Raw genomic sequence first — 12892 nt, 5'->3', positions numbered from 1 at the left:
GTTCCCGGCCGCGGTGACGGTGGACGCCAGCGTCGAGCGCTCAGCCTTCCTTCTCGGCCTCGTACTTGGCCGTCATGGTGGCGATGGCGTCGAGCTGGGTCTTCGAGAGGTCGTCCCGGACCTCGCTCGCCCGGCGTGCCGCGGTGAGGGTCGGTTCGGCCTGCCCCTGGAAGTGCGGAGCGACGTCGGACGCGAACAGCTCGAACGACCGCTTCGTCGCCTCCGGGGACGCCCAGTCGTGCCCCATCAGCAGCAGCGTGCCGAAGCCGCCGCGGGACTGGTCCACGAGCCGCTGCACCTGCGCGCGAGCCTGCTCCGGCGTCCCGATCACGCCGGCGCCGGAGGTGTTGATGAACTCGATCATCTCGGCGAGGTCGTTGCCGGACACCGACATCTGCGGGAACGCCGCGACCTCCTGGAAGTACGAGAACCAGTGCTCGATCCCGTGCTCGACCTCGCGCCGCGCCTGCTCCTCGGTCTCCGCGAGGTGGAACGGGCTCACCAGCCGCCAGGACGAGCGGTCGACCTCGGTGCCGGCGGCCGCGGCGCAGTCGGTGAGGACCTTCCAGTGATGGGCGAGGACGTCGAACCCGCGGGCGCCCACGGTGGCGCCGATGCTGAGCAGGCCCAGCCCGTGCCGGCCCGCGAGCCGTGCGCCGGTCGGCGAGGCGACGGCGGCGACGGCGATGTCGAACAGCGGGTCGGAGTAGGGGCGCAGCTGCAGCCGCGCGTCGAACAGCTCGTGGGTCCTGGTCGTCGCCGTCACCGTCTCGCCCCGGAAGAGGCGCAGGATGATGTCGAGGTTCTCCTCGAGGAGCTCGCGGGTCTCGGTGGGGTTCAGCCCGATCATCGCCGAGTCGGTGGGCAGCGACCCCGGTCCGACGCCGAACATGGTCCGGCCGCGGGTCAGGTGGTCCAGCAGGACCATGCGGTCGGCCACCCACAGAGGGTTGTGGTAGGAGATGGACGTCACACCGGTCCCGAGCTTGATCCGCCGGGTCCGCTGGGCGGCGGCGGCGATCATGATCTCCGGGGAGGCGTAGATCTCCGAGCCGGCCGAGTGGTGCTCGCCGAACCACGCCTCGTCGTAGTCCAGGCGGTCCAGGTGCTCGACGAGTTCCAGGTCGCGTTCGAGCAGGACCGTCGGGTTCCTGCCCGGCGCGTGGACCGGTGCGAGGAAGGTGCCGAACCGAAGCCTGGCCATCGTGGTGATCTCCGATCTGGGTGCTGCACCGGTGTGCGCCCGCCGCCGGGGGCGCGAGCTGCGGCAGGGCGGGAGACCGGCCGTCAGCCGGTGGGGGCGCGCAGGGTCAGCAGGACGTCGAGGGCCTCGATCCGGTCCGCGTCGACGACGAGCGGGTTGACCTCGACCTCGTCGACCTCGCTCCCGATCCGGGCCACGGCCGCGATGACGTCCACCAGCGCGTCGAGGTCGACCGCCGGACGGCCCCGGAACCCGGTGAGCAGCTCGTAGCCCCGCAGCTCCGCGAGCATGCCCCGGATGTCGTCGGCACCGACGGGCAGCAGGCGGACCGCGGTGTCCCGCAGCATCTCGACCAGCACGCCGCCGAACCCCACCGCGAGAACGGGACCCCACTGGGGGTCCCGGACCACGCCGACCACGAGCTCGGTCCCGCCGGACCGCATCGGCGAGACCACCACGCCCTGGACCCGGGCATCGGGCAGCGCCTTGCCGACGGACTCCACGATCTCGGTGTACGCCTCCTTCGCCCGCGCCTCGTCCCCGATGCCGAGCAGGACGCCGCCGACCTCCGTCTTGTGCGCGATGTCGGGGGACACGACCTTCATGGCCACCGGGAAGCCGAGCCGGTCGGCGATCCGCGCCGCCTCCTCGGCCGAACCGGCGACCTCCGAGGGGACGTAGGGCACGCCGTGGGCGCGCAGCAGGGCGGCCGCCTCGACCTCCGAGAGCTCACCGGCCCCGGGCAGGGCGACGGGAACGGGCTGCGGGTCCTCGCACCCGAGGAGCTCCGCGCGGCGCCTCGCCCACCAGGCCGAGCGCCCCAGGGCGGCCAGGCCGCGCTCGAACGAGTCGGGGACGTGCGGGTGCCCCGTCTCCTCCTGCCACTGCCGCCCGAAGGGTGTGGTGTCCGCCGGGAGGAACCGCATCGGCACCAACGGGGTGGTGTGCTCCGTGCGCAGCCGCAGGATCGACCTGGACAGCCACTCCACCCGCGGGAGGTCGGACTCCGCCGCCGGGACGTCACCCAGCACGACGACCGAGTCGTACCGCGGGTCGTCGAGGAACTGCGCGATCGCCGCCGGCAGGATCTGGGGGTCGTCCATGACGTGGCCGGTCACGTCCAGTGGATTGTCGATCGCCGCGTGGGCCGGGAGGTTGGCCGCCCGGATGCCGGCCACCGTCTCCGGCGACGGCACCGGGAGCTCCAGGCCGGCCTGCTCGGCACGGTCGGCCAGCACCGCGCACATCGCGCCCGAGGCCATCACGAAGCCGGTCCGCGGACCGGGGACGCCCCCGTAGGAGTCGAGCAGCCCGGCCGTGGTCACGAGGTCCTCGATGGTGTCCACCCGGATCACGCCGTACTGGGCGCACACCGCGCTCACCACGCGGTCGTCGCCGACGAGCGAGCCGGTGTGCGCCGCCGCGACCCGGGCCGAGACCTCGGTGCGGCCGGCCTTGTAGAGCACGATCGGTTTGCCGAGCTCGGTCGCCCGCCGGGCGATGCGCAGGAACCGCTCCGGGTCCCCGACCTGCTCCAGGTAGAGGGCCACGACCCGGGTGCCGGGGTCCTCGACGAGGTGCTCCAGCACGTCGGTGCCCGAGATCATCGCCTCGTTGCCGACCGTGACGCACATGCTCGCCCCGATCCCGCGGGACACCATGTACTTGAGCACGTAGATGCCGAGCGCACCGCTCTGGCTGACGATCCCGACGCCGCCGGGGAGCAGCGGGAGCGGGATCGGCTGGCCGAAGGCCACCACCCGCTCGTGCGCGTTGACGAATCCGAGGTTGTTGGGGCCGAGGATCAGCTGCCCGTTCGCCCGTGCGCTCGCGACCAGGCGCTCCTGGAGCGCCACGCCCTCGGCCCCGGCCTCTCCCAACCCGGCGGCGAAGACGAGGAGATGCCGGATGCCCTTCGCCCGGGTCTCCTCGAGCACCCCCTCCAGCGCCGAGCTGCCGGTGAGCACGACGGCCAGGTCCGGGACGAGGTCGAGCTCGGCGACCGAGCGGACACTCGGGAGGCCGTGGCAGGTCTCGCCCCGCCGGTTGACCAGGTGGAGCGAGCCGGGGAAACCGGCCCCGCCCAGGTTCTGCACCACCGACCTCGACCACACCGACCGCTCGGACGCGCCGATGACCGCGACGCTGCGCGGGTTCAGCAGGCTCGCGAGAGACGCCGGCCCCGCATCCGGGGCGATGTGATCGGACACCGTTGTACCTCCACCCACTTACAGACTCACATTGTCTGTAATCGGGCATCTTAGGGAGGGTGCAGCCCGGTCGTCAACCGTCCGGCTGCCCGTCGGCAGCCTGTGGTGCCGTCACGGGGAGAAGGGGTCACCCGGCCGTCGGCCAGGCACGAATAAGAGACGAACCGTTGACGAAACTCCCGCCACGGGGAGGCCCGGGCCCGCGCGGGGCCCGCTGTCGTCGCGGCGGCGGGCCGCCTAGAGTTGGCGGCGACAGAGCCGAGCCCGTGGAGGAGTCCCTGGTGTCCGACCGCGAGGCACCGCCGCCCCGACGCGGTGTCGGTCGCCCTGTCGACCCCGACATCGAGGAGCGCGTCTTCGCCGCCGTGCGCGAGGTCTACTCCGAGACCGGCTGGGCCGGGTTCACCATCCACGCCGTGGCCACGCGGGCCAAGGTGGGCAAGGCCGCGATCTACCGGCGCTGGGAGTCCAAGGAGGAGCTGATCGTCGACAGCATCACGTCGACGCTCTCCGCCCAGATGACGCACCGCGGGTCGCTGCGCGAGGACCTGATCGCGATCGTCCAGGGCGAGCTCGCCCACTACCTCCGGCCGGTCGACGGGCTGGTCCGGCTCCGCGCCCAGGTCGAGGCCAAGGCCTATCCGGAGCTGTTCGGCACCGCGATGGAGCGGTACCGGCGGCGGCGCACCGACGTCGCCCGCAGGATCATCGCGGGCGCGGTCGACCGCGGCGAGCTCCCTCCCGACGTCGACGGCCTGCTCATGCTCGACGCCCTCGGCGGCATGACCCTCAACCGGTACCTCGCCACCCCCAGCTACGCGTTGCGGGCCCTCGAGCGGGACTCACGGCGGTTCGCCGAGTCGGTCGTCGACTTCGTCCTCCACGCGGCCCACGCCGTCGAGCGTCCGCCCGGCTGACCGCGTCGCCGGCTCGGCGGTCTCCGCGTTTGCAGACCAGATCTGTCCGTAATGAGCGGGCGAGGGGATCGGTGTTCCGCCGGCGTCGACGTGGTGGGTCCGCAGCGCTGGTGCTCCATCGGGACCGCCCGCTCGGACCGGGAGCGGGCGCGCCTCACCGGCCCAGCTGACCTGCGAGAACCCTCGTCTCGGTGTTCGGCTGCAGGACGGTCCACGGGCTGAGCCAGCTCCGCGCCGCGAGCTCGCGGTAGACGGCGTCGGTGCGCTCCTGCAGGGAGTCGTCGGACTCGTAGGCGTCGCGTTCCCGGCCGGGGTCCGCCTCGGCGCGGCTGCGCGCCCGCTCGGCCGCCAGCTCCCGCGGCGTGCCCAGCAGCAGCTGGTGGTCCGGCACCGGGATGCCGAAGCGCTCGATCTCCAGCTCGCGCACCCACCGCACGACCTCGCCCGCCGCGTCCTGCCCCAGCCGGGCCGCGTTGTACGCCGCGTTGCTGGCGACGTACCGGTCCACGAGCACGACGTCGTGGCTGCTCACGAGCCCGCGCAGCTCCGGCGCCGCAGCGCGGCGGTCCAGCGCGAACAGCACCGCCATCCCGTGCACGGAGTCCGCGAGATCCCCGAGCCGCCCGTAGAGCGCGTCCCTGGCCAGCTCGGCGTGGACGTCGGCCTCGTAGCGGGGGAAGGCGACGGTGGCGACCGACGCGCCGCCCGCCTCGAGGTCCGCCACCAGGGCCCTCGTGAGCGTGGCCTTCCCCGAGCCGTCCAGCCCCTCGATCACGATCAGCCGTCCCACGCGCGGCAGCCTAGAGCGTGCCGCCCGGTGGCGGGCCGGCGAACCCGGCTCGGCCGCGGTGCGCGAGACGAGGGCGACGTCGGGGGCCCGGCACCCGGCTACTGTGGCCGGCGATGTTGAACGAGGGCGTGTACGAGCGGCTGCGGACCACCGCGCTGGAGGCCGAGCTCGCCCACGTCGCGGAGCTGACCGGGCACTTCTCCTCCGTCGAGGAGGCGGACCAGCCTTCGGTGCTGGCGCGCCACGTGGCAGCGGCCGTGGAGCGGGCGCTGCTGGCGACGCCCGCCGAGGCGGACCGCGTGCGGCTGGTCAACGCGCTGCTCGACCGCCTCGACCAGCACGACCAGGGGCTCGCCGAGGCCGTCGAGCAGCTGACGCTGCTGACCCGCCCGCTGGCACCCGGTGTGCGGCAGCTGATCCGGCCCGTCACCCCGCTCTCGTCCGCCGCCCTGCTGACCAACGCGCGCAACGAACCGTCGCTCTCGGGCGCCCTGAAGTCCGAGCTCGGCTCCGTGGACCACGTGGACCTGTTGTGCGCCTTCGTGAAATGGCACGGGGTGCGGATCCTGGGGGACCAGCTCGCGCAGCTGGCCGAGCGCGGGATCCCGTTCCGGGTCATCACCACGACGTACATGGGCGCGACCGAGCAGCGGGCGCTCGACGAGCTGGTGCGCCGCTACGGCGCGCAGGTCCGCGTCAACTACGCCAGCGCCTCGACCCGCCTGCACGCCAAGGCCTGGCTGCTGCGGCGCAACACCGGCTACGACACCGCCTTCGTCGGATCCAGCAACCTCTCCCGCTCCGCGCTCGTCGACGGGCTGGAGTGGAACGTCCGGCTCTCCGCGGTCGCCACCGGCCACCTGATCGACAAGTTCGCCGCGACCTTCGACAGCTACTGGGACGATCCGGCGTTCGTGCCGTACGACCCGGAGGATCCCGAGGACGTCGACCGGCTCGCGAAGGCGCTGGGGCGCAACCGGAACGACACCACGCCGCTGGCCGGCCTGGAGGTTCGGCCGTACCCCCACCAGGCCCAGATCCTGGAAGCGCTGTCCACCGAGCGGGACGTGCACGACCGGCACCGCAACCTCGTCGTGGCCGCCACGGGTACCGGCAAGACGGTCGTCGCCGCGCTGGACCACGCGCGGTTGCGCGGGCGGCTGCTGTTCGTCGCGCACCGCAAGGAGATCCTGCAGCAGTCCCGGCGGACGTACCGCGCCGTGCTGGGCGACGGCGCGTTCGGCGAGCTCTACGTCGACGGCGAGCGGCCCGAGCGCTGGCAGCACGTGTTCGCGAGCGTCCAGTCGCTCACCGCGTACGGCGTCGAGAACATCCCGGCCTCGCACTTCGACGTCGTGGTCGTCGACGAGTTCCACCATGCCGAGGCGGCGACCTACCGGCGGCTGCTGGCCCACCTGCGGCCGCGGGAGCTGCTGGGGCTCACCGCGACCCCGGAGCGCACCGACGGCACGGACGTCCGGGACTTCTTCGGTGGTCGCAGCGCCTTCGAGCTCCGGTTGTGGGACGCGCTCGACGCGGACCTGCTGGTGCCGTTCCACTACTTCGGGATCGCCGACGACGTCGACCTGTCCGGTGTGGAGTGGAAGCGCGGCAGCTACGACATCGCCGCCCTGGAGAAGGTCTACACCGGCAACGAGGCCCGCGCCCGCACGGTCGTCGCGCAGAGCCGCGACAAGGTCACGGACGTGCACGCCATGCGCGCCTTGGGTTTCTGCGTCTCGGTGGCCCACGCGGAGTACATGGCGGCGTACTTCACGCAGGCGGGCATCCCGAGCCTCGCCGTCTCCGGCGCCACCCCGCGCCCGATGCGCGAGGAGGCACTGCGCCGGCTGCGCTCGCAGGAGATCAACTGCCTGTTCGCCGTCGACCTCTTCAACGAGGGCCTCGACATCCCCGAGATCGACACGGTCCTGCTCCTGCGGCCCACCCAGAGCGCCAAGATCTTCCTGCAGCAGCTCGGCCGCGGCCTCCGCCGCGCACCGGGCAAGGCCGTGCTGACCGTGCTGGACTTCATCGGCCAGCAGCGCCGCGAGTTCCGCTTCGACCAGCGCTACCGGGCGCTCACCGGGGTGTCCCGGGAGCGGCTGGTCCGCGATGTCGAGGACGGGTTCCCCTATCTCCCCGCGGGATCGGCGCTGGTCCTCGACCGGGTCGCGCGGCAGACGGTCCTGGCGAACGTCCGGGCCCAGCTCGCGGTGAGCCGCAAGGACCTGGTCGCCGACCTCCGCTCCTACGGCGACCCGTCGCTGGCCCGCTACCTGCACGATGCCGGCCGCGAGCTCGCGGACGTCTACCGCAAGGGCGGCTCCTGGACGGGCCTGCGCCGCGCGGCCGGGCTGCCCGCCGCGACCGCAGGGCCCGGCGAGGACGCGCTGCTCAAGCGGCTGTCGCTGCTCACCCACATCGACGACCCGGAGCGGGCCGCCGTCTACACCGCGCTCGCCGAGGGCGCCCGCTACGACGGGCTCACCGAGCGGGAGCAGCGGCTCGCCCGGATGCTGTTCTTCCTCCTCTGGCCGGACCGGGGCGGTTTCGCGAGCTACGACGCCGGGTTCACGCATCTGCAGGCCCATCCGGCGGTGTGCGCCGAGCTGCGGGAGCTGGTGGCGCTGACCCTCGACCAGGCCCGGCACCTGCCACGGGCGCTCGCCGGGCTGCAGCACGTCCCGTTGCAGAGCCACGCGCACTACCGGCGCGAGGAGGTCCTCGCCGCGCTCGACTGGGCCTCGCTGCGCCGCAAGGCCCACGGGCACGCGGCCGGCGTGGTCTGGGCGGCGGAGGAGCGGACGGACGCGTTCTTCGTCAACCTCCGCAAGACCGAGCGGGACTTCTCGCCGACCACGATGTACCGCGACTACGCGCAGACCCCGGCGCTGTTCCACTGGGAGTCGCAGAACGCGACCTCGCTCGCCTCGGCGACCGGGCAGCGGTACGTCCACCATGGGGAGCGCGGCACGCACGTCGCGCTGTTCGTGCGGGAGAACAAGAACGACGACATCGGTGCGGCCCCCTTCCTCTGCCTCGGCCTCGCCGACCACGTCTCCCACTCCGGCGAGCGCCCCATCTCCTTCGTGTGGAAGCTGCGCCGGGAGATGCCGGGCGACATGTTCACCGCGGCGAGCGTGGTGGCGGGATTGAGTTAGTCAGGTCTGGTCAGACCGAGGTATTCCGACCTGTGGCTCGCGCCCGACTTCGACGCGCCCGACGACTCGGTCCCGGGTGCTTTCGACGTGTCCCCGATCGAGCCTGCGTGAACCTGCTCGTCGACAGCCGCGTCCTGCTCTGGTGGCTCGCGGACGACCCGCGACTGGGCACCGACGCCCGGGCAGAGCTCGCCCGGGGTGAGAACGACGTCGTGCTGTCCGCCGCGACGGCGTGGGAAGTCGAGATCAAGACAGCAGCGGTGCTCATCTCATCGGGAGATCGGGCTCTGCGGCGCGTTTCTCGAGCTCGCGCTCCAGGTAGTCCGACAGGGACAGACCCTCGCTCGCCGCGCGGGCCGAGAGGACCTCGTCGGTCCGGTCGTCGACATCCGGAACGGTGATCGTGACGGGCACGGCCGGGGGGTATCCGCGGGTCGGAGCGGGACTGTCGGGGGAGAGTGGGATGCTTCTCCGCATGAAGTCGCGCGTTCTCGTGGTCGACGACGACCCGGCCCTGGCCGAGATGCTGACGATCGTCCTGCGGGGCGAGGGCTTCGACACGGCCGTCGTCGGCGACGGGACCCGCGCCCTGCCCGCCGTGCGGGACATGCGGCCGGACGTCGTGCTGCTCGACCTGATGCTCCCCGGGATGAACGGCATCGACGTGTGCCGGGCGATCCGGGCGGAGTCGGGCGTGCCGATCGTCATGCTCACCGCGAAGAGCGACACCGTGGACATCGTGCTGGGGCTCGAGTCCGGCGCGGACGACTACGTCGTCAAGCCGTTCAAGCCGAAGGAGCTGGTGGCGCGGATCCGGGCCCGGGTGCGGCGCACCGAGGCCGAGCCCGCCGAGCAGCTGACCATCTCCGACGTCGACATCGACGTGCCGGCCCACCAGGTCACCCGCCAGGGCGAGCGGATCGCGCTCACGCCCCTGGAGTTCGACCTGCTCGTGGCGCTGGCCCGCAAGCCGCGCCAGGTGTTCACCCGCGAGGTGCTGCTCGAGCAGGTGTGGGGCTACCGGCACGCGGCGGACACCCGGCTGGTGAACGTGCACGTCCAGCGGCTGCGCTCCAAGGTCGAGAAGGACCCGGAGCACCCCGAGGTCGTGCTGACCGTCCGCGGCGTCGGCTACAAGGCGGGTCCGCCGTGACGGGCCGGTGAGAGAGGCGCTCGCCCGCCGCATCGGCGGGGCACGGTTGCTCTTCTCCGAGATCCGGGCCGCCACGCTGTCGGCCTGGCGGCGGTCGCTGCAGCTGCGCGTCGTCGTCAGCACCCTCGCGTTGTCGACCGCGGTCGTCCTCGTGCTGGGCCTCGTGCTGCAGACGCAGATCGCGGACCGGCTCATCCAGGGCAAGTTCGAGGCGGCCGTGGCCCAGGCCGAGGCCGCGCGGGCGGTGTCCGAACGGGACCTGTCGGGCGTCGACCCGGACCGTGAGGGCGCCCAGGGCACGCTGAACAACGCCCTGGACCGGCTCACGAACCAGTCCAGCTCGGCGGCGGGCAGCGGCCCGACGGCGGGGGAGTTCCGGGCCGCCCTGACCACGGGGACCGGCAGCGGCCCCGAGATCTCCGCCGGCAACGTCGGGGACGTCTCGCCCGAGCAGCGCCAGACCGTGGCCGACGGGGCGCTGTCGAGCCAGTACACGACCGTCGACGGGGTGCCGACGCTGATCGTCGGCCAGCCGGTGCGCACCGCGGGCCGCGAGCTGCAGCTCTACCTGATGTTCCCGCTCGACGCCGAGCAGCGGACGCTGGGCCTGGTCCAGAGCACGCTGATCGTCGGCGGGCTGGTGCTGATCCTGCTGCTGGCGGGCATCGCGAGCCTCGTCACGCGGCAGGTCGTGCGGCCCGTGCGGCAGGCCGCGGAGGTCGCCGAACGGTTCGCCGAGGGCCACCTCGACGAGCGCATGCCGGTGCACGGCGAGGACGAGGTCGCGCGGCTGTTCGAGTCGTACAACGACATGGCCGGCAGCATCCAGAGCCAGATCCGCCAGCTCGAGGAGTTCGGCGCGCTGCAGCGCCGCTTCACCAGCGACGTCAGCCACGAGCTGCGCACCCCGCTGACCACGGTCCGGATGGCCGCGGACATCCTCTACGCCTCCCGCGACGAGCTGCTCCCGGCGCTGCGCCGCAGCTCGGAGCTGCTGGTCAACGAGCTGGACCGGTTCGAGACCCTGCTCGGGGACCTGCTGGAGATCTCCCGCCTGGACGCGGGCGTGGCCGAGCTGGGCGCCGACCGCCTGGACATGCGGCACGTGGTGTCCCGGGCGGTCGAGGCGGTGCGCGGGCTGGCCGAGGAGTCGGGAACGCCGCTGGTCCTGGACCTGCCGGGGGACGTGCACGCCGAGATCGACTCGCGGCGCGTCGAACGGATCGTCCGCAACCTGGTGGCCAACGCGATCGACCACGGCGAGGGCCGGCCGGTGCACGTCACGCTCGCCGGCGACGAGCACTCGGTGGCCGTCGTGGTGCGCGACCACGGCGTCGGCCTGCGGCCGGGCGAGGCGGGGCTGGTGTTCAACCGGTTCTGGCGGGCCGAGGAGTCGCGGGCCCGGCGGTCCGGCGGCAGCGGGCTCGGGCTGTCGATCTCGCTGGAGGACGCGCGGCTGCACGGCGGCTGGCTGCAGGCCTGGGGCGAACCCGGCCGCGGCTCGGCCTTCCGGCTCACGCTGCCCCGCGAGGAGGGCGGGCTGCTGGAGCGCAGCCCGCTGCCGCTGCAGCCCGAGGGGGACGACCCGGAGGCCGGCCACCCGATGCCGGCCTCGGTGCCGACCCCGCCGTGGGGCACCCCGATCCCGACCGAGCTCACGGACCGGGCGGCCGAACCCGCCGTCCTCGACCCGGGGGGCGACCGGTGAGAAGACTCCTGCTGCTGCTGGTGGCGGTGCTGCTGACGGCCGGCTGCGCGAGCGTGCCCGGGAGCTCGTCGGTGCAGGTCCTGCGCAAGGTCACCGAGGGGGACGCGCCCGAGATCCCGGCCGGCCCGGCGGACGGGACGGACCCGCTCAGCCTGGTGCGGACCTTCATCTACGCCAACGGCAGCACCGTGGACCGGCACAGCGCGGCGCGGCGCTTCCTCACCCCCGCGGCCTCGCAGGGCTGGGACGACGGTGAGTCGCTCACGGTGCTCGACGAGCAGTTCGACACCGTCTACCCGCCCACCAGCGGCACGGACCCGAACGTCGCGACGGTGCGGATCCGCGGCGAGCAGATCGGCACCCTGGACTCGGTGGGCGCGTTCGAGCCGGCCGAGTCGCCGGTGGAGATCGACGTGACGGTGCGCCGCGACGGCGGGCAGTGGCGGATCGACCGGCTGCCCGGCGGGGTGCTCGTGCGGCTGTCGGACTTCCGCACGAACTTCCGCACGCTGAAGGCACGGTTCGTCGACCCGGTGCGCCGCGCGACCGTCACGGACCTGCGGTACCTGCCCGCGGTCCCGGCCCAGGCACTGCCGTCCCGGGTCGTGGACATGCTGCTCACCGGCCCGTCGCCGGCGTTGCAGGGCGCGGCGCAGACCGCGGTGCCCGCCACCGCCCGGCTGCGCACGAACGTCACGGAGTCCCCGGACGGCGCGCTCGTCGTCGACCTGACCCAGCTCGGGGACGTCGACGAGGCCCGGCGCAGGCTGATCGCCGCCCAGTTCGTGCTGACCCTCGCCGAGATCAACGTGCCGAGGGTGCGGCTCCTGGCCGACGGTGCGCCGCTGCTCGACGGCCCGACGGACCTCACCGCGGACGCCCTGTCCTCGACGAACGCCACCGTGCAGCCCGGCGCGGACGTCCCCGGCCTGGTCGTCACGGGCGGGCGCGTGCGACGGCTGCCGGGTGGGGACCCGCTGCTCGGGCAGGCCGGCAACGGGGCCTTCGACGTCGTGTCGGCCGCGACCACCGCGGACGGCGCCCGGCTGGCCGCGGTGGCCCGGGACTCCGGTCGGCAGAAACTGCTGGTCGGGGCCACGGACGGGCTCCTGGCCGCGGTGTCGCTTACCGCGGACGCGATGTCGCGGCCCACCTGGACACCCACCGGCAGCGAGGTGTGGACGGTGCTGGGGCCCGGACCGCGCGCGGTCGTCGCCCGGGTCGCGGTGGACCCGAACGGCGCGACCCGCACCGGGCAGGTGAACGTCAGCGCGCTGACCGCGCTCGGTCCGCTCACGGACCTGCGGCTGTCCCGCGACGGGATGCGGGTGGCCGCGATCGTCGGCGGTGGCCTGGTGACCGGTGCCGTGGTTCGGGGGGACGACGGGGACGTCGTGGTGCGCAACGTGCGGCGGCTCTGGCCGACCGACCTGACCCAGGTCGTGGGCCTGGACTGGCGGGCGGACGAGTCGCTGATCGTGGTCACGGCCCCGTCGGACCGGCCGGTGTCCCTGGTGTCCTCGGACGGGCTGACCCTGCAGCTGGTCCCCAGCGCCAACCTGACCCCGCCGCTGCGGGCGGTGACGGCCGCGTCGAGCCGGCCGTTCCTGGTCGCGGACCAGGGCGGCATCTGGAGCTACGACGGCGGCGAGCTGGACAGCTGGCGGCAGGTGCTCGGCGCGAGCCCGGACGGGATCCCGCTCTACCCCGGCTGAGCCCGCCTGTGGACAACTCCCGGCCACCGGC

The 12892-nt window shown here is 73.4% G+C and carries 9 protein-coding genes; 5 read left to right on the top strand and 4 right to left on the bottom strand.

All coding sequences use genetic code 11. The features are described from left to right. Positions 1–40: 40 nt before the first annotated feature. A complete protein-coding gene (locus ABD324_RS33375) occupies positions 41–1204 on the bottom strand; it encodes an LLM class flavin-dependent oxidoreductase (RefSeq protein ID WP_344426530.1) in 1164 nt (387 codons plus the stop codon). Positions 1205–1287: 83 nt separating this feature from the next. Beyond that, positions 1288–3414 (bottom strand): acetate--CoA ligase family protein, encoded by a 2127-nt coding sequence (locus ABD324_RS33370; protein WP_344426527.1) that lies wholly within the window; start codon positions 3412–3414, stop codon positions 1288–1290. A 281-nt stretch (positions 3415–3695) separates the two neighbouring features. Between ABD324_RS33370 and ABD324_RS33365 the strand changes: the two genes are divergently transcribed. Beyond that, positions 3696–4331, top strand: coding sequence for a TetR/AcrR family transcriptional regulator (locus ABD324_RS33365; RefSeq protein WP_344426524.1), 636 nt, complete (start codon positions 3696–3698; stop codon positions 4329–4331). Positions 4332–4485: 154 nt separating this feature from the next. Here the strand turns inward: ABD324_RS33365 and ABD324_RS33360 are convergent, their stop codons facing one another. Next, positions 4486–5121, bottom strand: coding sequence for a dTMP kinase (locus ABD324_RS33360; RefSeq protein WP_344426522.1), 636 nt, complete (start codon positions 5119–5121; stop codon positions 4486–4488). 113 nt (positions 5122–5234) lie between these two features. On the opposite strand from ABD324_RS33360, the gene ABD324_RS33355 reads away from it, so the two are divergent. Then, positions 5235–8285, top strand: a complete 3051-nt coding sequence (locus ABD324_RS33355; RefSeq protein WP_344426520.1) for a DEAD/DEAH box helicase — start codon at positions 5235–5237, stop codon at positions 8283–8285. 264 nt (positions 8286–8549) lie between these two features. Here ABD324_RS33355 and ABD324_RS33350 read toward each other — a convergent pair whose 3' ends face one another. Beyond that, positions 8550–8699: a hypothetical protein gene (locus ABD324_RS33350; protein WP_344426517.1), complete on the bottom strand. Its 150-nt coding sequence runs from the start codon at positions 8697–8699 to the stop codon at positions 8550–8552. Between the two features lie 61 nt (positions 8700–8760). Between ABD324_RS33350 and mtrA the strand changes: the two genes are divergently transcribed. The 3 genes from mtrA to ABD324_RS33335 are packed head-to-tail and all read left to right on the top strand — an operon-like array spanning position 8761 to position 12861. Beyond that, the gene (mtrA, locus tag ABD324_RS33345; RefSeq protein ID WP_344426515.1) at positions 8761–9438 is read left to right on the top strand and encodes an MtrAB system response regulator MtrA; all 678 of its coding nucleotides are present in this window, start codon (positions 8761–8763) and stop codon (positions 9436–9438) included. A gap of 7 nt (positions 9439–9445) precedes the next feature. Further along, positions 9446–11146, top strand: a complete 1701-nt coding sequence (gene mtrB / locus ABD324_RS33340; RefSeq protein WP_425565959.1) for an MtrAB system histidine kinase MtrB — start codon at positions 9446–9448, stop codon at positions 11144–11146. Next, a complete protein-coding gene (locus tag ABD324_RS33335; protein ID WP_344426513.1) occupies positions 11143–12861 on the top strand; it encodes an LpqB family beta-propeller domain-containing protein in 1719 nt (572 codons plus the stop codon). Before mtrB ends, ABD324_RS33335 begins: the two co-directional genes overlap by 4 nt. The last annotated feature ends 31 nt before the right edge of the window (positions 12862–12892 follow it).

Origin of the sequence: Pseudonocardia ailaonensis, assembly GCF_039531635.1 — a bacterium.
Classification (GTDB): domain Bacteria; phylum Actinomycetota; class Actinomycetes; order Mycobacteriales; family Pseudonocardiaceae; genus Pseudonocardia; species Pseudonocardia ailaonensis.
The sequence above is the reverse complement of the archived record's forward strand: the minus strand, read 5'-3'. Positions and strand labels throughout refer to the sequence as shown.

Excerpts from the sequence above, each read along its gene's own strand:
- mtrA (WP_344426515.1), top strand. The coding sequence starts at position 8,761 with ATGAAGTCGCGCGTTCTCGTGGTCGACGACGACCCGGCCCTGGCCGAG.
- ABD324_RS33375 (WP_344426530.1), bottom strand. The coding sequence starts at position 1,204 with ATGGCCAGGCTTCGGTTCGGCACCTTCCTCGCACCGGTCCACGCGCCG.
- ABD324_RS33355 (WP_344426520.1), top strand. The coding sequence starts at position 5,235 with ATGTTGAACGAGGGCGTGTACGAGCGGCTGCGGACCACCGCGCTGGAG.